We start from the raw sequence: 19,940 nt of genomic DNA, 5'->3' as shown, positions 1-19,940 counted from the left end.
TACTACCTCGTTTTCTCCAATTCCAATAGTTTGGCTTTTCGTTCAACCCCACCAGCATAGCCAGTCAGTTTACCATTTTTACCGATAACACGATGACAAGGAACAACAATCGAAATTGGATTTTTGCCATTTGCCAATCCAACAGCTCTAACCGCTTTAGGGTTATCAATCGCATGGGCTAAATCTTGATAGCTCCACGTTTGCCCATAAGGAATCGTGGTTAATGCGTGCCAAACCTTTTTTTGGAACTCCGTTCCGTTTGCTGCCAAAGGTATATCAAATACTCTACGTTGACCAGAAAAATACTCATCCAGTTGAGTAGTAATGTGATTGAGTAAGTAATGATCTTCTACGTACTCACCTAAGCTCTCTGGTTGCGTCGTTTGTGTCTCAAACCATGCACCAAGCATGCCATCATCATTAACTTGTAGGGTCATGACACCTAATGGTGAGGTATAAGTGGTATAAAAAAATTTTTTCATGCGTGACTCCAACAATGAAATGTCGCATAGCTTCCCCAAGGAGAAACCGTCTCGGTGGTTAAATGGGTGAATTTCTGGCAAGCCTTTTTGACCACAAGGTCGCTATCAAGAAAGCAATTAGGCTCACTCTTCCCTCTTAGCCGTGCGTAATTGACTGTCCACGGGCCTATCCCCTTCAAATCGAGCCAATTATCCACTGGATCATCACTATGCTCCACCATATAGTCAGCAAACCTTGATAACGTTTCTTTTCGACTCTGTGGCATTTTTAAAAATGCCAGGTCCGCTTGGCTAATTTCTTGCGGAGTAGGAAAGTGCGTCACGCCATTTGGCTGTAGCGTCTGAGTCAGCAAATTCAATTGCCCAATCGCCGCTTTGATCGATACTTGCTGGCCTAAAATGGCTCTAACGCCCGCTTCCCAAGGGCTCCAAACTCCGGGAATACGAATACCAGAACGCATAATCAAATCGGGCTCAATTTCACTAAGTTGAGACTCAATTTGCAAAACATCACTGTCTAAATCAAACATACGGCGGACTTGATTGACCAGCGTACGTAACTTGGTCATGTCATCAAGTTTGAATTCAACCCTCATCACACCCGGTTTGGGATTAGAAATAGCAAACCACCCGCGGCAATCTTCGATTCGAATGTACCGCTGATACGATTCCGGCGTCACTTGCTCCAATCCCTCAATTGATCTTAATTGGTAGAAGTCGAGCATATGCTGCCAATCTAGTGGCCCTCGAAACGCCAGATCGACATGGTTCACACGGTTGTCGAGGTTGGTATCTTTACGTATCTGACTTGGGGCTAGCTTTAACGTCTGCTTAAAGGCGTCATTAAAGCGTCGAACACTATTGAATCCACTCGCAAGAGCAATATCGGTAATCGTCAGCTTGGTCGTGTGCAACAATTGCTTGGCAAACATCAACTGATAACAAATCGCATACTGCTTAGGTGACATACCGATGTGCTGGGTAAAAAGTTTACGCAGGTATCGATCAGAAATGCCCAAGCGCTCAGAAAGATCAGTTAACGAGGAGTGAGTTAAAGCGCCTTGCTCGATTAAGTTTACCGCTCTTTGAAACGTCGCCTCTACGCCTTTCCAAGCCCAAGAACTTGGCGCACTATCAGGCCTGCAACGCAGACACGGTCGATATCCCGCCTGTAAGGCTTGCGCTTTATCTAGGAAATACTCGACGTTCTCTTCCTTAGGTAAATTAGCCGGACAGATAGGTCGACAGAAGATACCCGTTGTTTTTACCGCCACATAAAAACGGCCATCAAAGCGTCTGTCTCGCGCCATTCGAGCAATATGACAATCATTTTGCGTTAAAGAGGTAAATCCGTTTTCCATCATATTCCTAATATTCTTCAAACTGTTATCTAAAGTTTAAAGCTTCATTAGGCAAATACTAGCCACTTTCGGAACTAAAGCGTATTTGCCAATGGATATTCTTCTTCTAGGATTAACAGTGCAGACAATAAATAATAAGGAAGTTGGCTATGAACCTGCACTCTTGCACTGTTGTGCTTAAAGATAATCTCACTATGACGTGTGATGATGTTGAACAAACACTAGGTATAATTGACCAGCACGGTCCCACCAACATTGACCGTATATTGATTGATGCGTCTGATGGTCATTCTATACGTTCGTATCACGAAATGAGCATTGAGGAATCGATCGAAAGCTTAATGAGTCTATAGATAAAAACATATTACAAAAAAGCCTCGGGATCCCGAGGCTTTTTTATGTGTCATTGGTTATTCGTCATCAACAGGCAGATCGGCCATCTGTTGTAGACTGTATGCAGTCACGGGATCGATAGTCTTAACTAACTCTTCGACCTGCTTAATCGCTTCAACCGAGGTACTTGCCTTACGGTAACTAAGGTAAATTGGACGATACCAATCTTCCACCCCACGTACCTTGTATAGCTGACCACTCGCTAAGAACGGTTCAACTAAAGATGCAGGTAAGTAAGCACTTCCTCCCTTTTCAAGAATGAAGTCTAGGGCGATACGTGCTGTTGATGTACGTAAATAAGGCGCTGGAATCTTAGGGTGTCGCTCTGCATGTTCTGACGCAAACTTGGTTCCCCAGTCAACATAAACATATTTACCTTCAAACACGCTCTCTAACGCATCTTCTTGGGTAGAAACCAAAATCAGCACCACGTCTGCCACTTTTTTGCAGTTCAGCTCATCGGCCTTAATCTGATCAAACGCAAACGCCATATCGAGCGTACGCTCTTGTAGCTGACGATTGAGAACCTCACGGCCCATGATCTCCGCCATAAAGCCATAACCTTCAAATTGGTCAGTCACTAAACTCAAACAGTTTTGCAAATAGGCATCCCATACGCTCGGCGTGCCGCCTAGGGTCAGTTGTAATGCTTTGCCACTTTCTAGAGAAAGCTCTAACTTAGCTTGCTGCAAAGTGCTCACCATAACTTCAGCATAGCCAATGAGTCGTTCACCGGATGAGGTCAATTTGATGTTGTTACGGTCGCGAATAAACAGCTGAGTATCAAAGTAGCTTTCTAGCTGCTTAATACGAGCACTCACCGCTGCTTGGGTGATGTATAGGTTTTCTGCAGCTTTACCAAAATGTCTGACTTGAGCCAGCTCTAAAAACGTTCTGAAGACTTTTACGTCCATTGGGTTACCTCTACCGACAATCTTGTAAGGTTAGCAAGTACGGTGAAACTTTATAATCTTTCAATCACTAAAGTGTTATCTAAATTTAATAAAACTATTCAATAGTTAAGATAAAAAGGTTTTGTTTTTCTTTTATGAATTTTACGCCTACTTTTCGCTCTAGTTCCCCATGTAGGTATTTATAGAGGCTACCAAAATGTCAGACACTCAATTTCGTCATGGCAAAAAACGTTTTTACGACAACACTAAATTCCCACGAGGCTTTGCCAAGTCGGGTGATTTTACGCTTGTAGAGGAAGAAATCCTAACCCTTTATGGTGACACCATGCTTGGTTTGGAGTCTGGTGAACTGCAACCAGAAAACGCCGAAGAAAAGCACTTCGTAAAAGTACTGGCTCTGCCAGGTAAAGCGAAGTCAAAACTAGAACGCGTATGGCTAAAGTATGTTCAACTGGCTCGTGGTCGCAAGCGTTTCCATACGCTAAATGGTCGCACTAAGCCTGATGCTAGCAGCATTGAAGACTACGCAGACGATGTAAGCTTGGTAGAAGAAGATTAACATCTGAGCCCCTGATACTAGCAGCGCTATTCTCAGGGGCTTTTTCTACACTGGTAAGTTTTGAAGTCACTCGAAAGAGTCTTCTGACCATTCCACGACCCAACAAAATTGTTTGGAGGCGTCTTTAACTCTTACAATCCGCAACCTTATTGCTTTGATTAACTCTCATTCACATAGCTAGATTTACTATGCAAATAACTGAAGTGTTCTCATTTGCATAATTTATTAATCTAATTTAAGGATGAATAATGAACGTCAAAGTCATCACCCCACTCCTTGCAGCAAGTACTATTGCCACGCTGAGTTCATTTAACGTTGCAGCTCATGGCTGGGTTGAATATCCAAATGCTCGTCAAAATGTCTGTTATGAAGATGGCGGATTTTGGACCAACGAGATCCCAAACCAAGCTTGTCAGGCCGCTTTCGATATGTCTGGCGCTTACCCGTTCGTACAACGAAGTGAAACGGCAGCCAATGTCCCTAACTATCGAGATATGGCACACGTAAAAGCAATTGTGCCTAATGGCCAGCTGTGCTCGGCGGGCGACGCAGCGAAGAAAGGTCTGAGCATTGCCTCACCACATTGGCAGCGAACCAATGTTGCCTTAGATGAGAACAATCAAATTGATTTTGTCTTCTTTGGCAAAGCGCCTCATAACCCATCTTACTGGGAATTCTATTTAACCAAACCTAACCACGACTTCTCAAAACCACTCAAATGGGATGATCTGGATCTGATTGATACCGCGGGTGATATTGCCGTAGATGCAGAAAAACGTTACCGCATGAAAGTCACCTTCCCAGCGGATCGTACAGGTGATGCGATCCTTTATACTCGCTGGCAACGTATTGATGTAGCAGGTGAAGGTTTCTACAACTGTAGTGACATTACCTTTAGCTCATCGGGCACAACTCCACCGACAGGACCTGGAGAGCCAACTGAGCCTGGCAATAACCTCACCTCACTAGGCTCATTTGTTCCACAAGGATTTGGCCCAGTAGAAGCTGGCGACACCATCCGCTTCCGCACATTTGACGCCACTGGTAGCGAGATTGTTGACCTAACTCTGCCAATTTCAGCCACCAATACCCAAACTTGGCCAGCCGAGATGGCTGACCAATTTAACGCGCTACAAACGGGTGATTGGTATGTAGGCATTTGGCATCAAGAGATGAATCACTATATGTTTGATAGCAACAACATTGCTTCGAACCAAGTGTTCGCACCAGACAATTCATTTAGCTATGCCCTGTCGTTAATTAAAGGTGACACACCACCTGTTGATCCTGTCAATCTATGGGACCAAAACGCCGTCTATAATGCGGGAGACGTCGTCACCCACAACGGTAGAGAATGGACCGCACAATGGTGGACTACAGGCGAAGAGCCTGGCACGACCGGTGAATGGGGCGTTTGGCGTTAATGGGCTGATTACCCTACAAATAAAAAGCCCGCTGTCATTGCGGGCTTGTTTTATTTTGCCAGTAAGGCGACTTTCTTAAGAAAGCTGTCACGTAGATGTTCTTGGTCGTACTCAAGATGATAGGTATTGTGAAAACCTACTTTAAGTTCAACACCATTGCCACGCATGTAGACGTTATAGCCATCATAATCTGAGAACGCTTCAACGCCTTCATACATCTTGCCATGTTCGGTGGGCGAGCCATTCGCCATGACAGTTTCATACGCTTGCAAGATTTTTCCCGGGTCGAGTTCGTTTTTCATACCACACCCTCCTTACTCTAATATGTAAAGTATGAGCAATGAGTGGGGGTTTCGCTATCTCAACCCTTGAGATAAATCAAACCTCGGCCAGTTATTCCGCGCGAACAACTTCAGCTAAAGTCTGCAATCTCTGCAGGCTATTTTTGACATAAGGGTTATCGGTATCCCAAGCATATCCTGCAAGGATCGAACTGATCATCTGCTTAATTCGCGGATTAGGCTTTTGATAGAAAATCACATCTTGCAGCGTACCGTTGTACCAACCTTCAACGTAGGTTCTAAACGTGTTTACACCGACCATCAGTGGTTCAGCGTACTCTTGCTGCCAATCGACTTTTTCACCGTTTAGCTGACGGATCACACACTCTGCTGCATATTGCGCAGACTTCATTGCAATCGTCACACCCGAAGAGAATACAGGGTCAAGGAATTCACCTGCGTTACCCAACAGTGCATAATGAGACGTCGCAAGGTGCTTAACGTTGGCAGAGTAACCGCCAAGTTCACCAGCCGGATTTGGGTACTCAGCGTTGGCAAGCAATGCCGCCAAACCGGGCTCTTCGCTAGCCAGTTGCTTAATCGCTTCAATCTTATCGTCTGAATAGCTGTCGAAGAACTCAGGCTCACCAACAATACCAAAAGAACAAATACCATTAGAGAAAGGGATCAACCAATACCAGACATCATGGTTATCTGGATGGACCGAAATAAGGATCTTGTTGCGATCATATTGGTCATCTCCCGCATCGATGTTATCGACAATGTGAGTGAAGATCGCTTTACGCGGTGGTAGACATGAAGGCTCTTCAAGATTCAGCATGCGCGGCAACACTCGACCAAAGCCGCTTGCATCTAGAACATAGTCCGCTTCAATTTGATATGGGTTACCGTTTTCATCGTTCACCGTTAGCAGCGAACGTTCACCGACAAACTCCATCTCTAACAGCTCATGTTGATAGCGAATTTCAACACCTTGCTCTGCCGCGCTATCTGCCAGCACTTTATCAAACGACCCGCGCTGAACTTGGAAAGTGGTCCCCGGGCCCGGCGTGAACTTGTCTGTAAAGTTGAACTGGGTGTACACCCCTTCGCGCCTAAACGCTGCACCATCTTTGTATTGAAAGCCCGCCGCATTAACGGCATCTAACATTCCCGCTTGCTCAACGACTTCCATGCAAGCAGGTAACAGGCTTTCACCTATAGAAAAACGAGGAAACTGCGCTTTTTCAATCACAGTAACTTGAATGTTTTGCGCGTGAAGTAACGCAGAAACAGTAGAGCCCGACGGCCCTGCTCCGACAACTAAAACTTGAGTATTTTCTTTATGCATAACGACTAATCATGTTGCTCACGGACGTATCCGCTTACTGGGCTTTTAATTTTAATAATGTGTGGCCTAGACCGATGTTATCTGTTCTCTCTTCAACCATTAAGCCAGCAGCGTCAATGATCTCAAGGAAATCATCGCTGCGATAGAAACGGCTGTTACCATTCGCGAGGCAAGTAAAATAGAGCGACGTTGCGTTAAGGCTGTAAGATGCAGCATCATATTTTTGCGCATCCCAGAACAGCTCTAGAATGTAAACCGCGTCACCACTACGTAGCTGATTTTTAACACGCTTTAAAATGCTTAAGATTTCCATTGGTGAAAAACAGTCTAGGAACTGACTCATCCACCATACATCAGCGTGCTCTGGGAGAGTTTGTTGCTTATCAAGCATATTGGCAGGAAATGGCGTCACGCGGTCAGCAAAGCCATTTTTCTCAGCATTGGCCATCGCCATTTCAAGCTGCTGCGGTAAATCAACAATAGTGATCGCGACATCGGCATCATGGTTGCAACATTGCATTGCCCATTTGCCTGTATTACCACCGATATCGACCAAGGTTTTTGGCTTAGATTTGAATACTTCTTCGAGTAAAATTGGGAATGAACGGTCAGAGTAGAAGTGATCAAATTTAAACCAGCTCTGTTTTGCTTGTTCAGGTAGCTGAGATAGCCCTTGGTAGATGGTTTCCCACTCACCAAGCTCTTTAAGGCCAGCAGGCTTACCTTCCACAATAGATTCTGTTAAGTGCATCATCGCTGCATAACAAACGTCAGCGGTGAAATCCATGTTCGCATTGGTCATGCCATCATGAAGAATAAAATAGCCGAGATTGGCTAAAGAATAGTTAGGCTTTTCCCACAAAACGATATCCGCACTGATCGCCATATCCAAAAGCACTTTCACACCATATTCCGATATATCGGTTTGCTGCGCAATTGCTTCAGCAGATAAGCCTTGGCTACCTGCATTATCTAACGCCTTTAAGACACCAATATCACGTAATGTTCTCGCGGTATGAAATGCGATGGGTGCAAATGAAAGCTTCTGGGCTTCTGTCTTTGCCTGTAATGCGTTAAATCGATCTTTATTTTTATCTAGCACGAAAAACCTAACTATTTATCTTTTATGTAATTACTGAGCTGCCGCAATCAACGACAACTGACGTTTAATATCTACATTCAGGTTGTTAACCCAACGATTGTAGTTACGATGGATTTTGCCATCTTCTGCTCTTAAATTATCTGAGTTGAGATAAAGAATGGAGTAAAACTTAGAATTAAATGGGATTCTAATTTCAGCATAATGCGAGCGAACATGAAGTTTTGCATTAAATTCGCCCGGACTCACTTCTTCAACAACCCAACCACGATTTGTAGCTGCTTGCATAATCGCCATCTTAACTTGTTTACTTTGAAGATTATATCCAACTGGAGTATCCTCAACATTCATTACTGGCTGAACACGGCCACAACCAACAAGTAATAAAGCAAGCAATAGTGAGCTGAATAACTTAAATGGTGACATATTAATAGTTCCTTATTAGGTTTGTAGGTCAGTAATAGTATTTCGCTGTAAACACAACAATTCAATCTCTTATGCCAATATCAGTTCAAAACATTTCATTTAATATCGATTCATGGCTCGCGCATTCTAACGGATTCTCGCTGTCTCAAGATTGGGAAAATTGGGCAATTGATTTACAGTGGCCCGAAGAAGGCAAATTGATCACTTCGGCAATACCACCGATGATGCGTCGCCGAATGAGTAATTTGTCCAAACTGGCAGTCCAAACGGCCATTGAATTACTCAACGAGCATGAGGTCGATTACTTAGTCTTTGCCAGTCGTCACGGCGAATTACAGCGAAGCGCTGCACTGATCAAAGATATTATTCAAGGTGAAGAAGCATCACCGATGGCTTTTGCTCAATCAGTGCATAATACCGCCGCGGGCCTTGCGACTATCGCAACAAAAAAACCAATTCCACTAACGTCAATCTCAGCGGCCGAAAACACCTTCCAAAGTGCCATACTGGAAGCTTGGTTGTACCTTAGTGAACACCCTGACCACAAAGTGCTGGTTATCGACTTTGATGAACCACTACCAGAGCCATATACAAGCTTTGAAACCCAAGACTATCGCGGTTACGGACTCGGCCTAGTGCTTTCGAGCGGTGCTCAATTCGAGGTTTCTTTTGCCAATAGCACGCAAGACACCCAACCAGCCCTGCCACAAGGTTTAGAGTTTATTCGTCAGTACCTTTCAAATCGCCGTGAATGGAACATTGATTCACCTCGCCAATTGGGCAGTTGGAAACGTTCATGAGGAAGATGAACCAATATTGGCGAGTGTTCGCGACCGGTTTCTGTTTTACTATTTTCGGGCTCGGCGGGTTAGTTCTGAGCTTTATTGTCATTCCTGTCATACGTTTATTGACTAAGGGACAAAAGGAAACCGAATATAAAGTTCAAGGTGCAATACAGCGTTCGTTTAATTTCTTCTGTCAAACGATGAAATTTACCGGTGCGATTGATTACAAGATCATCGGCGCTGATATTTTGAAACAAGACCGAAATTGCCTGATTGTTGCCAACCATCCGAGCCTAATTGATTATGTGCTTATCGCGTCGCAACTTGAACGTTGTGATTGCTTGGTAAAATCTGCCATATGGGTCAACCCATTTATGAAGCATATCGTCAAAGCGGCTGGATATATTCCCAATGAAACGCCTGATGATCTGTTATCTATTTGCGAGCAGCGATTTGATGAAGGGAACGTATTATTAGTCTTCCCAGAGGGCACGCGAACTACCCCTGGTATTGAATCAAAATTACAACGTGGGTCTGCACAAATAGCAGTACGCACAAAGAGAGATTTGCGTCTAGTACATATTACGGTCTCTCCGAGTTTTCTCACAAAAGAGAAAAAGTGGTATCAAGTGCCCCCAACTAAGCCTTTTTTCCTTGTTGAAGTTAAGGATAAAGTTGAGGTTGAGCCTTTTATCAAGCAAACTACAACTCCAACGTTAGCGGCTCGCCGTTTACAGCAGCATTTAGCGGAAACACTCTTTCCTGAAAATCCATAGTTACAAGCAGGTCCAAGTGGAAAAACTACATAACGAAATCAAACAACTCATCATTGATGCGCTTAATCTTGAAGATTTAACCATTGAAGATATCGAAACCGACGCACCTTTATTCGGTGACGGATTAGGTTTAGATTCTATTGATGCACTAGAACTTGGTTTGGCGATCAAAAAGAAGTACAACATTGTTATTGATGCTGATGACACAAACACTCGTGAGCACTTTGCGTCAGTGAGCAATCTTGCAAACTATATCTCTGCCCAAACTAGTGAATAATTCGTAGGTACTTTCATGACAGATGTAAACAAAGAACAAGTATTTGACCAAGTGAAAGACGCACTTGAAGAATTGTTTGAAATTGATGCTGCGGATATTGTGCCAGAAGCACATCTATACCAAGACCTTGATCTAGATAGTATTGACGCTGTCGATCTTGTGGTTCACCTACAAAATGTAACTGGCAAAAAAATCAAACCTGCGGAATTCAGCACTGTTCGCACAGTTGATGACGTAGTAAACGCAGTAACAGAGCTTCTGAAGGACGCCTAATGCGCCAATTGCTGACAGTATTGTCCGCAGTTGTTCTGCTTGCTTATCCATTTGCTATCTATTTTGGCATAGAGCGTTTTGGTATTTCTTTGGTGGGGATAGTACTTATCATCGCCTTAGGAGTTCGGTTGTTTTCCGTTCAGCGAACTCAGTTAAAAGAACTCAAGTCTGTCGTTCAAATCAGTGCGATAACTGGGATCTCATTGATTGGCCTAAGCATCCTGTTTAAACAACATGGATGGATGACGTTTTACCCCGTCGTGGTCAACTTATGCATGCTGATTGTATTTGCCTCCAGTTTCAAGCAACCGCAAACCATCATCGAACGATTAGCTCGCCTTCAAGAGCCTAACTTGCCAGAAAGCGGCGTCGCTTACACCCGTAAAGTTACTGCAATTTGGTGTGCATTCTTCATAATTAATGGGCTGATAGCACTCTATACCTGCTTTCAGCCTTTAGAGGTTTGGACGCTCTACAACGGGCTAATCAGTTATCTACTCGCCGGAACCCTGATGGGTACCGAATGGATAGTTCGTCAGTTTATTCGTAAGGATCACTAAACATCATGTCACTCGCTTCTTCTGACTTTGTGTCAATTGAAAACCTGCTCTGTGCCCCTCGCACCTCGGCAACGCCGGTTGCATTTGGTCAGCAACAGGTGATCTCTTGGTGTGAGTTTCAACATGATGTTGCCTGCTACGTGAATATACTATCCAAGCAGGAAGCTAAGCGTGTCGCGCTATGCTTTAGTGATAGCTACCTGTTTGCCGTCGGCTTTTTCGCTGCCTGTTACGCGCAAAAAGCCCTCGTCCTACCAGGAAACTACCAAACCGAAGCGGTTAAAGAGTTACAACAACACTTTGATCTCTTACTCCATGATGATGCGGTTCCCATTGCAACGGGACTAAAAGCCCTAACAGTCAACAAGCTATCCTCATCAAGCGCTGAAACCAGCTCGGTCAGTTGGCAACCATTAGACACAGCCAACTTGGAAGTGACTTTATTTACCTCTGGTTCCAGCGGCTCAGCAAAAGCGATAAGCAAAAGCCTTGAACAGCTCGACATTGAGCTCACGATTTTACAGTCCTTATGGGGTGATAAGATCAACGGGACTCGCATTGAAAGTACCGTCTCGCATCAACATATCTACGGCTTGCTGTTCCGCCTTTTATGGCCACTGTGTGCCGCTAGACCATTCGCGATACAAAACCTCGAATTCCCAGAGCAAATTGTTCACCATGCTAGCCCAGACACCGTGTTAGTCAGTAGTCCGGCACTATTAAAACGCCTAACTCAAGAACACCAACGCACTCCGCTTAGGGCCGTGTTCTCCTCAGGTGGTCCACTGGCGAACTCAGCAGCCATTCACAGTGATGAGCTGTTTAATCAATTGCCTATCGAAGTGTTTGGCAGCACAGAAACGGGTGGTATCGCGCACAGACAACAATTCTCCGCTTCCACTCCGTGGCAGTTATTCCCAGGAGTTGAAGCTCAGTTGAACGAAGAGCGCTGTTTACGATTACGCTCGCCACATATCAACGGCCAAGAGTGGTATCAAACTGCCGATGAGTGTTATTTTCATGATAAGGTTTCGTTCGAATTAAAAGGTCGTACCGATCGAATCGTTAAAGTCGAAGAAAAGCGTATCTCGCTAGTTGAAGTCGAAAAACGTTTAGAGCAACTAGAATGGATTGAGGAGAGCGCTGTCATACCAAAAACCGAAGAGAATCGACTCTCGCTATGTGCCGTTATCGTCCTCACGGAAAAAGGCCATCAAGAGATCAATACTCTAGGTAAGGGAAAATTTTGGATAGCCCTTAGGAAAGCGTTAAGAAATTGGTTAGAGCCGATCGCGATTCCAAGAAAGTATCGTTTAGTGGATGAGATTCCTTTGAATAGCCAAGGAAAACGACAAGTCACTGAAATAGAAAAACTATTCCAATAAAGATTAATAACAATGGAACAAAGAAAACCAACCATTACCGAAGTGCACGTCGAAGACAAGAGCGCGACTATCATCATGAAGGTCGACGCTAATATCTTGGATTTCCGTGGTCACTTTACCCACTTCCCACTTTTGCCTGGTGTCAGTCAAATCGATTGGGCGCTGTTTTATGCCATTGAGTATTTAGGCACTCCGCCTCTTTTCAAAGGAATGGAAGTGATCAAGTTTCAAGAACCCATCCTACCCGATAGCGTGGTGACTCTTGAGCTAACTTGGGACGATGATAAACAAAAGCTCGCGTTCAAATACAGCTCTCAGACATCAGACCGTCTAGTCATTCACTCTTCAGGCAAGATGAAGTTAGGTGGATAGTGTGAGCCATTACCAAGCCTGTTTTCTGATCCCTTGCTACAACCACGGCAGTACTATCGCCGCTGTGGTGTCTTCACTAGACTCTTTTAAACTCCCTTTTATCGTTGTGGACGACGGTAGCAATCAAGAAACCAAACAGGCATTAAACCAAGTTTCTCAGTTAGATAATGTCACGTTAGTCACCTTAGAGCAGAACCAAGGTAAAGGCGGCGCCGTTATGGCGGGCATTCGCCAAGCAAGCCAACTGGGCTACAGTCATGTGATTCAAATTGATGCCGATGGCCAACATGACATCCAAGCACTGCCAAAGCTGATGGAACGTTCTGCTCAATACCCAGAGCATTTGATTTCTGGCCAACCTATCTACGACGAAAGCGTGCCGAAAGCGCGTCTCTATGGTCGTTACGCCACGCATATCTGGGTATGGATAGAGACCCTCTCTTTTGCGATTAAAGACAGCATGTGCGGTTTTCGTGCCTACCCGGTGAAAAGCACCATCGCCGTACTCGATAAATACGATATCGGCACACGTATGGACTTTGACATCGAGATTTTGGTACGCATGTATTGGGAAGATATCGAGATCGACTTCGTTGAAACGCGCGTGATCTACCCTGAAGGCGGTATATCGCACTTTGATGCTCTGTGGGACAACGTAAAAATCAGTTGGATGCATACACGATTGTTCTTTGGCATGTTACCGAGAATCCCTAAGCTACTAACACGCAAACGTCGAACTGCCGGCAATGCTCACTGGTCAAAACGCCAAGAGCAAGGCACCATCATCGGTATTAAACTGATGCTGGCGATCTACAGCTTACTGGGCCGCAAGGTATTTAACCTGATCCTTAAGCTCGTGATGCGCTACTACCATCTGACAGGTAAAGATGCCAAACACGCTTCTGAAACCTATTTGGCTCAGCTCTCTAGCTACGCGTCTCAGCAGCAGATTGAATTGCCTCAGCCATTAGATAGCTACCACCATCTACTCTCTTTTGGCCATACCATGATCGATAAGCTTGCCGCATGGAAAGGCGACTTCAGTGTGGATAACCTAACCATCCATGGTCAAGAGCAGTTTCAAGAGATGGTTGATAACAATCAGGGCGTGCTATTGCTTGGCTCTCACCTTGGCAATATCGAACTTTGTCGAGCCCTTGGTCGCCGACATAAGCATATTAAAATCAACGCCCTCGTATTTACTGAGCATGCTGAACGTTTTAACACCGTCATGAAAGCGGTGAATCCTAAGTCAGACTTGAACCTAATTCAGGTGAGTTCAATGGGGCCAGACACGGCTATTTTGCTGCAACAGAAGATCGAACAAGGTGAGTGGGTAGTGATTGTTGGGGATAGAACCTCCACCAGCAAAGAAAGCCGCTCTGTTTGGGCTGACTTTTTGGGCAAACCTGCTCCTTTCCCACAAGGGCCATTTATGCTGGCTTCAGTGTTAAAAGCCCCAGTATATTTGCTATTTGGCTTAAGAGATGACACCAGTGACACGCCTCACTTCAACGTCTACTTCGAGCATTTTAGCGACAAACTCGTATTACCAAGGAAAGAGCGCCAGAAAGCGCTACAAGATGTGGTGCAAAACTACGCGAATCGCCTAGAGCACTATACGCTACAAGCTCCTTTACAGTGGTATAATTTTTTCAATTTTTGGACATTAAGTAATCAGCACGATGACGACGCAAAACACTAAAACCATTACGTTTGGCGCACAGGCTCTAACCATCGAAGATGTAGTAGCCATTGCTCAAGGTGCCAATGCCGATCTCAACAGCTCAGCAGAGTTTACCGCTAAGATCGACCGTGGTGTCGCTTTTCTGGAGCGACTACTAAAGGAAGAAGGCGTCATCTATGGCGTGACAACTGGCTACGGTGACTCATGTACGGTTGCTATTCCACCTAACTTGGTTGATGAGCTGCCATTGCACCTGACTCGCTTCCACGGCTGTGGCCTTGGTGAAGTGCTGTCTCACGAGCAAGCGCGTGCCGTATTAGCCACTCGTCTTTGTTCACTGGCTCAGGGTGTATCTGGCGTCACGCATGACTTGCTTAACCAAATCGTTACGCTGATTAACCAAGATATCGCGCCGCGTATCCCGCAAGAAGGCTCTGTTGGTGCAAGTGGTGACTTAACACCACTTTCTTACTTAGCCGCTGCACTTATCGGTGAACGTGACGTGCTGTACAAAGGTGAAACTCGCCCAACGGCAGAAGTGTTCGCTGAGCTAGGCATTGACCCTATTCACCTTAAGCCGAAAGAAGGCTTAGCGCTGATGAACGGTACATCGGTTATGACCGCACTGGCTTGTCTTGCTTATAAACGCGCGGAGTATCTCGCCCAGCTTTGTACCAAGATTACGGCAATGGTCTCTGTTGGTATGCACGGTAACGACTTCCACTTTGATGAAGCGTTATTTGCAGTGAAACCTCACCTAGGTCAGCAACAAGTCGCGGCTTGGCTACGTGATGATCTAAAAGCTGAGCGTCCACCACGCAACAGTGACCGCTTACAAGATCGTTATTCACTACGCTGTGCACCACATGTAATTGGCGTGGTTCAAGACTCTCTGCCATGGCTACGTTCAATGATTGAAAACGAGCTAAACAGTGCCAACGATAACCCAATCATTGATGGTGATAACGAACGCGTCCTGCATGGTGGTCACTTCTACGGCGGTCACATCGCAATGGCAATGGATACGCTCAAAACCGGTATTGCTAACCTTGCTGATCTGCTTGATCGCCAAATGGCGCAATTGATGGATTACAAGTTCAATAACGGCCTGCCATTTAACCTAACCGGTGCTGAAGGCGAGCGTAAGCCAATCAACCATGGCTTTAAAGCCGTTCAAATTGGCATTTCAGCATGGACAGCCGAAGCGCTGAAACACACCATGCCAGCGAGCGTATTCTCACGTTCAACCGAATGTCACAACCAAGATAAAGTGAGCATGGGTACTATTGCTGCACGTGACTGTCTGCGCGTACTAGAGCTTACAGAGCAAGTAGCTGCTGCTTCACTGCTAGCGAGTATTCAAGCGGTAGAAATTCGCCGTCGTCATAATGAGCTCGATGAGCACCACATGAGTGACAACTTGAAGATGATTCGTGACGCGGTATTGAGTGAATTCGAATTCGTCATTGAAGACCGTCCACTTGAGCACGATTTACGTCACTTTATCGAGCGTATCCAGCAGCGTCACTGGTCGCTCTATTCGGAGGCGTAATGGAGCAAGAGATCCTTTTTCCTCTTGAATCGGAGGTGACTATGGTCACCTCTTTCCAAGATGCCGATCCTATGGGTGTGATATACCACGGTAACTACTTCCGCTTTTTTGAAGAAGCCCGCCGTATCATGATGGACAAGATTGGCTACGGTTACTTGGCGATGAATGAATCTGGCTATATGTGGCCGATCATTGATACGCGCGTAAAGTACGTGAAAGCAATCCCGTTTAATCACGAGATCCGTGTGACAGCTAAGCTTACCGAGTGGGAAAACCGCTTGCGTGTCGACTATGTCATTTATGATGCTCAAACAGGCAAACGCATGTGTAAAGCACACACCACTCAAGTCGCTGTTTCTATCAAAGAACAAGAGATGTGTTTCGCCTCACCACATGTATTTATCGATAAAGTCGAGCAATGGCACCGAGAAGGAAAAATCGCATGATCAAACGCTGTCTGGCTTCACTGCTAATTTTGATCTCTCCCCTAGCGTGGTCATCGGTTACAGATTTGGCTTCGCTACAAACTCAACTTTCTCAACATGAGACAGTACGAGGGGATTTTACTCAGCAGCGCCATATTGAGATGTTTGAACAGCCATTAAGCTCTGAGGGCCACTTTACCCTCAATAAAGAACAAGGTTTGCTGTGGCAACAAGAAACGCCGTTCCCAGTTGGTTTAGTGCTCACCCAAGACAAACTGCGTCAAACCTTTGCTGGTCAACAGCCTCAGGTCATTACCGCGAAAGAAAACCCAATGGCGTTTTACTTTAGCCATGTTTTCCTGGCTGTTTTCCACGGCGATACAGAAGCGCTCAAAGAACAGTTTGATATTGCTTTGAAAACTGAATCTGACCAGTGGACAATCGAACTGACGCCACTCAATGCGCCACTTAATGCGGTATTCACATCCATTACGCTGTCAGGCAGTGACAACATCGACCAACTAGAGCTGCTAGAGATTCGCGGCGACAAAACCGACATTAGCTTCACCAACCAAACACATCAGCCTGAAGGATTAACCGATGTTGAAAAGCAACAGTTCAACTTCTGATCCTTGGTTTATGGGTAAACGAATAGCAATTGCATGGCTAGGAATGGTGGGATTATTCTTTGCCATGTTGTCCTATCAATGGCTATGGTCAGCGCAATCACCGATTGAAACCGACATCCTCAAACTGCTACCTAAAAACCAGCAAAACCCAGTGGCAGAACAAGCTTTCGAGGCCGTTTCAAATAACCTTAGTGATAAGGTCGTGTTTGTTGTTACTGCCCCTGAGAGTCAAAACAGTTACACCGCTGCAGGTAAGCTAGCTCAAGACCTTAGTGATACTAGTTTATTCACCGACGTGGTCGGCCAAGTGGATGAGCAGCAACAAAGCCTTTGGGCCGCCTATTATTTTCAACACCGCTTTCAGCAGCTCACTGATGAGCAGCGCCAACGCTTAACCCAGCAACCACAAGCGCAAACCCAACATGTATTGCAGGGCATTTATAATCCATTTGCTGGCGTGACAGGCAATGAGCTTAGCAGCGACCCATTTTTGATTTTTCGTGACTACCTATCACAACTCACCCAGCTTAGCAGTGCCTTTACCCTCAACAATGGCTTTCTCTCTACCAGCTATCAAGGGCAAGAATACGTACTGGTTACAGCAACACTCAAAGACTCTCCCTATAGCCTTAGTGCGCAAAACGGTGTGAGTCACATCGAGCAAATTGAACAAAGCCTAACTGAGCAATATCACGTTGAGTTTTATCACACTGGAGTTCTATTCTACGCTGAGTTCGGCACACAAAGCGCCAAATCAGAAATCAGCACCATCGGACTGTTTTCGCTGCTCGGCGTCGTCGTCTTAATCATCGGCGTATTTCGCAGTGCTGCCCCTCTTTCACTGGCATTGCTATCAATCACGATTGGCTTGATTGCCGCACTCTCGGTGACAACATGGCTGTTTGGTACCGTTCATCTATTTAGCTTAGTGTTTGGGGCAAGCCTCATTGGCGTGTCCATCGACTATGCGTTTCATTACCTCACCGAACGGTTAGCGGCCGGTAACCAATGGGACAGCAAAAAAGGATTAAAGCATATCTTTGCTGCCATCACGATGGGCCTACTGACCAGTCTGATTGGCTATATGGGGATGCTGATTGCCCCATTCCCGGGTCTACAACAGTTAGCGCTATTTTCATCGATTGGTTTAGCCGCAGCGTATGCCACCGTCGTAGCTTGGTATCCAATCCTTGCCGTCAAACCAAGTAAAACCAGACCTCTTCCCGGCCAGCTCATTTGGCAACACTGGCTCAACGTGTGGTCGAAGCCGGTGGTGCGCCGCGCACTACCACTAACGTGCCTGATTGTGGCATTAGTTCCGCTGGCTAACCTTCAATACGATGATGATATTCGCCAGCTTCAAGCAATGCCTGAATCGTTGAAGCAGCAAGAAACCTTTATCTCACAACTGAGTGGCTTAAACTCATCACAGCAAATGGTGGTCGTTACCGCTGATGATGATGAGCAGCTTTTGCAAAAACTCGAAGCCTTTAATCGCCAACTTAACCAGTGGCAAAACCAAGGCGTTATTGAAGGTTTTCAGAGCCTCACTCAATACATTAGCTCGTCGGCAATGCAAAAATCTGACTATAAGCTGATTGAAGACTTGTACCGTAACCAAGGTCCTGCATTAGCCAGCACGTTAAAGCTCACCGACGTTCCACAGTTAACTCAAACCTTTGAGCCAGTATCTTTGCAAGATTATTTGACTCACTCCGTTTCCGAGCCAGTTCGTTTTCTCTATGTCGGCAACGTTGGTGACCAAGTCGCGAGCGTCGTGCTGCTGAAAGAGCTAAACAACATCGAAACAGTCAATGAGTATGTCGCCGACCAGCCAGATATGAGTTATCTAAACAAAGCGGCTGAAATCTCCGCTCTGTTTGCTGATTACCGTATCAAGGTGATGGATCTTATCGCCGTGGCCTTATTGGTCATTGGTGGAGTACTGACCAAGCGCTATGGTTTTTCTCATGCAATTAAGATTCTGATTCCGTCACTGATCGCTTGTATTGCCGGATTGGCCGCTGCTTCAGCGATCGGTTCAACGCTGAATCTGTTCAATTTACTCGCACTTATTCTCATTATTGGGATTGGCATCGACTACACACTGTTTTTTGCTGAAAAAGCACGTAGCCCTAGTACATTACTCGCGATCACCTTATCGGCTATGACAACGCTATTGTCGTTTGGCTTACTGTCACTCAGTGAGACTCATGCCATTCATAGTTTTGGTATCACGGTACTCAGTGGCATCTTTGTCGCTTGGCTGTTATCACCATTAGCAATTAAAGAGAGGCACTCGTGAAACTTGCTCATATAACAAAAGCACTAACGGTGCTCACGATGTGCGGCGTGCTCGCTGCTTGCGCGTCCAAGCCTAAAGACACCACACCACAAGTTGAAATCGCGCAGGGTCAAATGGTTAATTTGCCCTCGCCTAGTTCTCTTGGTTATGGCCTAAATGCCAGTCAACTGATCACCGCAACTTGGACAGTTGATGACAATGCGCGCTCAGAGCAATTGCCCGTTCAACTGCAAGTTAGCGCAGACAAGTTAGTACTCGCTGGGTTTTCTTCTTGGGGGACGCGTATCTTGTCGCTGACTTATCAAAATGATGCGATAAACAGTGATGTTCTAACCGGTTTGGGCAACGCGCTTCCCGCACCAGAACAGGTACTATTTAATCTAATGATCACTCTCTGGCCCTCTTCTGCTTGGGAAGGTCCTTTAAATGAGGTAAGGTGGCAAGTGATTGATAAAGAAGACTCTCGAGCGATTTTCGATAGCAATGGCACTCAAATTATCGACATAAAATACGGTAATAATGAGAAGCTAGATGGAGAAATTCTCTTTCACCATCTCATTGATGGCTACACTATAAAAGTTAATACGCTCCAGTATCAAAAAGAACAACTGACACCGCAGTAGC

Annotated in this window: 23 protein-coding genes; 16 read left to right on the top strand and 7 right to left on the bottom strand. The window is 45.4% G+C overall.

Annotation, left to right across the window (positions count from 1 at the left end; all coding sequences use genetic code 11):
• Positions 1–2 precede the first annotated feature (2 nt).
• Both ELS82_RS01885 and ELS82_RS01880 read right to left on the bottom strand, forming a co-directional pair.
• Positions 3–482, bottom strand: a complete 480-nt coding sequence (locus ELS82_RS01885) for a methylated-DNA--[protein]-cysteine S-methyltransferase (RefSeq protein ID WP_134833968.1) — start codon at positions 480–482, stop codon at positions 3–5.
• Positions 479–1,846 carry a DNA-3-methyladenine glycosylase 2 family protein gene (locus ELS82_RS01880; protein ID WP_370447426.1) on the bottom strand — a complete coding sequence of 456 codons (1,368 nt, stop codon included), beginning with the start codon at positions 1,844–1,846 and terminating at the stop codon, positions 479–481. Before ELS82_RS01880 ends, ELS82_RS01885 begins: the two co-directional genes overlap by 4 nt.
• 146 nt (positions 1,847–1,992) lie before the next feature.
• On the opposite strand from ELS82_RS01880, the gene ELS82_RS01875 reads away from it, so the two are divergent.
• Complete coding sequence (locus ELS82_RS01875; protein ID WP_053439581.1) at positions 1,993–2,196, top strand: hypothetical protein; 204 nt, start codon at positions 1,993–1,995, stop codon at positions 2,194–2,196.
• Positions 2,197–2,253: 57 nt separating this feature from the next.
• Here ELS82_RS01875 and ELS82_RS01870 read toward each other — a convergent pair whose 3' ends face one another.
• Positions 2,254–3,150, bottom strand: coding sequence for a LysR family transcriptional regulator (locus ELS82_RS01870; protein ID WP_134833967.1), 897 nt, complete (start codon positions 3,148–3,150; stop codon positions 2,254–2,256).
• Positions 3,151–3,346: 196 nt separating this feature from the next.
• Between ELS82_RS01870 and ELS82_RS01865 the strand changes: the two genes are divergently transcribed.
• Both ELS82_RS01865 and ELS82_RS01860 read left to right on the top strand, forming a co-directional pair.
• The gene (locus ELS82_RS01865) at positions 3,347–3,709 is read left to right on the top strand and encodes a MaoP family protein (protein ID WP_134833966.1); all 363 of its coding nucleotides are present in this window, start codon (positions 3,347–3,349) and stop codon (positions 3,707–3,709) included.
• A 248-nt stretch (positions 3,710–3,957) separates the two neighbouring features.
• Positions 3,958–5,133, top strand: coding sequence for a lytic polysaccharide monooxygenase (locus tag ELS82_RS01860; protein WP_134833965.1), 1,176 nt, complete (start codon positions 3,958–3,960; stop codon positions 5,131–5,133).
• Positions 5,134–5,183: 50 nt separating this feature from the next.
• Here ELS82_RS01860 and ELS82_RS01855 read toward each other — a convergent pair whose 3' ends face one another.
• The 4 genes from ELS82_RS01855 to ELS82_RS01840 all read right to left on the bottom strand — a co-directional run bounded on the left by ELS82_RS01855 (position 5,184) and on the right by ELS82_RS01840 (position 8,290).
• Positions 5,184–5,435, bottom strand: a complete 252-nt coding sequence (locus tag ELS82_RS01855) for a DUF3081 domain-containing protein (RefSeq protein WP_004412449.1) — start codon at positions 5,433–5,435, stop codon at positions 5,184–5,186.
• Positions 5,436–5,526: 91 nt separating this feature from the next.
• Positions 5,527–6,765 carry an NAD(P)/FAD-dependent oxidoreductase gene (locus ELS82_RS01850; protein WP_134833964.1) on the bottom strand — a complete coding sequence of 413 codons (1,239 nt, stop codon included), beginning with the start codon at positions 6,763–6,765 and terminating at the stop codon, positions 5,527–5,529.
• A gap of 34 nt (positions 6,766–6,799) precedes the next feature.
• Complete coding sequence (locus tag ELS82_RS01845; RefSeq protein WP_134833963.1) at positions 6,800–7,867, bottom strand: methyltransferase; 1,068 nt, start codon at positions 7,865–7,867, stop codon at positions 6,800–6,802.
• 30 nt (positions 7,868–7,897) lie between these two features.
• Complete coding sequence (locus ELS82_RS01840) at positions 7,898–8,290, bottom strand: hypothetical protein (protein WP_134833962.1); 393 nt, start codon at positions 8,288–8,290, stop codon at positions 7,898–7,900.
• A 71-nt stretch (positions 8,291–8,361) separates the two neighbouring features.
• Here ELS82_RS01840 and ELS82_RS01835 point away from each other — a divergent pair, with 71 nt between their 5' ends.
• Genes ELS82_RS01835 through ELS82_RS01775 form a run of 13 tightly spaced genes read left to right on the top strand, consistent with a single transcriptional unit; the run spans position 8,362 to position 19,939 of the window.
• A complete protein-coding gene (locus ELS82_RS01835; RefSeq protein ID WP_134833961.1) occupies positions 8,362–9,090 on the top strand; it encodes a beta-ketoacyl synthase chain length factor in 729 nt (242 codons plus the stop codon).
• Positions 9,087–9,851 carry a lysophospholipid acyltransferase family protein gene (locus ELS82_RS01830; RefSeq protein ID WP_167489197.1) on the top strand — a complete coding sequence of 255 codons (765 nt, stop codon included), beginning with the start codon at positions 9,087–9,089 and terminating at the stop codon, positions 9,849–9,851. The genes ELS82_RS01835 and ELS82_RS01830 overlap by 4 nt, the downstream gene beginning before the upstream one ends.
• A 16-nt stretch (positions 9,852–9,867) precedes the next feature.
• Entirely contained in the window at positions 9,868–10,128 is a 261-nt protein-coding gene (locus tag ELS82_RS01825; protein WP_134833959.1) for a phosphopantetheine-binding protein, read from the top strand.
• Positions 10,129–10,143: 15 nt separating this feature from the next.
• Entirely contained in the window at positions 10,144–10,401 is a 258-nt protein-coding gene (locus tag ELS82_RS01820) for an acyl carrier protein (protein WP_134833958.1), read from the top strand.
• Entirely contained in the window at positions 10,401–10,961 is a 561-nt protein-coding gene (locus tag ELS82_RS01815; RefSeq protein ID WP_134833957.1) for a COG4648 family protein, read from the top strand. The genes ELS82_RS01820 and ELS82_RS01815 overlap by 1 nt, the downstream gene beginning before the upstream one ends.
• 5 nt (positions 10,962–10,966) lie before the next feature.
• Positions 10,967–12,346 carry an AMP-binding protein gene (locus tag ELS82_RS01810; protein ID WP_134833956.1) on the top strand — a complete coding sequence of 460 codons (1,380 nt, stop codon included), beginning with the start codon at positions 10,967–10,969 and terminating at the stop codon, positions 12,344–12,346.
• A 12-nt stretch (positions 12,347–12,358) separates the two neighbouring features.
• Complete coding sequence (locus tag ELS82_RS01805; RefSeq protein ID WP_134833955.1) at positions 12,359–12,718, top strand: ApeI family dehydratase; 360 nt, start codon at positions 12,359–12,361, stop codon at positions 12,716–12,718.
• A 1-nt stretch (position 12,719) separates the two neighbouring features.
• A complete protein-coding gene (locus ELS82_RS01800) occupies positions 12,720–14,423 on the top strand; it encodes a glycosyltransferase family 2 protein (protein ID WP_167489195.1) in 1,704 nt (567 codons plus the stop codon).
• Complete coding sequence (locus ELS82_RS01795) at positions 14,404–15,957, top strand: HAL/PAL/TAL family ammonia-lyase (RefSeq protein WP_134833953.1); 1,554 nt, start codon at positions 14,404–14,406, stop codon at positions 15,955–15,957. Before ELS82_RS01800 ends, ELS82_RS01795 begins: the two co-directional genes overlap by 20 nt.
• Positions 15,957–16,403 (top strand): acyl-CoA thioesterase, encoded by a 447-nt coding sequence (locus ELS82_RS01790; protein WP_134833952.1) that lies wholly within the window; start codon positions 15,957–15,959, stop codon positions 16,401–16,403. The genes ELS82_RS01795 and ELS82_RS01790 overlap by 1 nt, the downstream gene beginning before the upstream one ends.
• Positions 16,400–17,011, top strand: a complete 612-nt coding sequence (locus ELS82_RS01785; RefSeq protein WP_134833951.1) for a LolA family protein — start codon at positions 16,400–16,402, stop codon at positions 17,009–17,011. The genes ELS82_RS01790 and ELS82_RS01785 overlap by 4 nt, the downstream gene beginning before the upstream one ends.
• Positions 16,983–19,316 carry an MMPL family transporter gene (locus tag ELS82_RS01780; RefSeq protein WP_134833950.1) on the top strand — a complete coding sequence of 778 codons (2,334 nt, stop codon included), beginning with the start codon at positions 16,983–16,985 and terminating at the stop codon, positions 19,314–19,316. The genes ELS82_RS01785 and ELS82_RS01780 overlap by 29 nt, the downstream gene beginning before the upstream one ends.
• Positions 19,313–19,939: a DUF3261 domain-containing protein gene (locus ELS82_RS01775; RefSeq protein ID WP_134833949.1), complete on the top strand. Its 627-nt coding sequence runs from the start codon at positions 19,313–19,315 to the stop codon at positions 19,937–19,939. Before ELS82_RS01780 ends, ELS82_RS01775 begins: the two co-directional genes overlap by 4 nt.
• The last annotated feature ends 1 nt before the right edge of the window (position 19,940 follow it).

Source organism: Vibrio ouci (assembly GCF_004551525.1).
Taxonomy (GTDB): domain Bacteria; phylum Pseudomonadota; class Gammaproteobacteria; order Enterobacterales; family Vibrionaceae; genus Vibrio; species Vibrio ouci.
Note: the sequence above shows the minus strand (reverse complement) of the source record. Positions and strands in the feature narration are given on the sequence as shown.

Coding starts and splice junctions, on each gene's coding strand:
- ELS82_RS01885 (WP_134833968.1), bottom strand. CDS start 482: ATGAAAAAATTTTTTTATACCACTTATACCTCACCATTAGGTGTCATG.
- ELS82_RS01880 (WP_370447426.1), bottom strand. CDS start 1,846: ATGATGGAAAACGGATTTACCTCTTTAACGCAAAATGATTGTCATATT.
- ELS82_RS01875 (WP_053439581.1), top strand. CDS start 1,993: ATGAACCTGCACTCTTGCACTGTTGTGCTTAAAGATAATCTCACTATG.
- ELS82_RS01870 (WP_134833967.1), bottom strand. CDS start 3,150: ATGGACGTAAAAGTCTTCAGAACGTTTTTAGAGCTGGCTCAAGTCAGA.
- ELS82_RS01865 (WP_134833966.1), top strand. CDS start 3,347: ATGTCAGACACTCAATTTCGTCATGGCAAAAAACGTTTTTACGACAAC.
- ELS82_RS01860 (WP_134833965.1), top strand. CDS start 3,958: ATGAACGTCAAAGTCATCACCCCACTCCTTGCAGCAAGTACTATTGCC.
- ELS82_RS01855 (WP_004412449.1), bottom strand. CDS start 5,435: ATGAAAAACGAACTCGACCCGGGAAAAATCTTGCAAGCGTATGAAACT.
- ELS82_RS01850 (WP_134833964.1), bottom strand. CDS start 6,765: ATGCATAAAGAAAATACTCAAGTTTTAGTTGTCGGAGCAGGGCCGTCG.
- ELS82_RS01840 (WP_134833962.1), bottom strand. CDS start 8,290: ATGTCACCATTTAAGTTATTCAGCTCACTATTGCTTGCTTTATTACTT.
- ELS82_RS01835 (WP_134833961.1), top strand. CDS start 8,362: ATGCCAATATCAGTTCAAAACATTTCATTTAATATCGATTCATGGCTC.
- ELS82_RS01830 (WP_167489197.1), top strand. CDS start 9,087: ATGAGGAAGATGAACCAATATTGGCGAGTGTTCGCGACCGGTTTCTGT.
- ELS82_RS01820 (WP_134833958.1), top strand. CDS start 10,144: ATGACAGATGTAAACAAAGAACAAGTATTTGACCAAGTGAAAGACGCA.
- ELS82_RS01815 (WP_134833957.1), top strand. CDS start 10,401: ATGCGCCAATTGCTGACAGTATTGTCCGCAGTTGTTCTGCTTGCTTAT.
- ELS82_RS01810 (WP_134833956.1), top strand. CDS start 10,967: ATGTCACTCGCTTCTTCTGACTTTGTGTCAATTGAAAACCTGCTCTGT.
- ELS82_RS01805 (WP_134833955.1), top strand. CDS start 12,359: ATGGAACAAAGAAAACCAACCATTACCGAAGTGCACGTCGAAGACAAG.
- ELS82_RS01795 (WP_134833953.1), top strand. CDS start 14,404: ATGACGACGCAAAACACTAAAACCATTACGTTTGGCGCACAGGCTCTA.
- ELS82_RS01790 (WP_134833952.1), top strand. CDS start 15,957: ATGGAGCAAGAGATCCTTTTTCCTCTTGAATCGGAGGTGACTATGGTC.
- ELS82_RS01785 (WP_134833951.1), top strand. CDS start 16,400: ATGATCAAACGCTGTCTGGCTTCACTGCTAATTTTGATCTCTCCCCTA.
- ELS82_RS01780 (WP_134833950.1), top strand. CDS start 16,983: ATGTTGAAAAGCAACAGTTCAACTTCTGATCCTTGGTTTATGGGTAAA.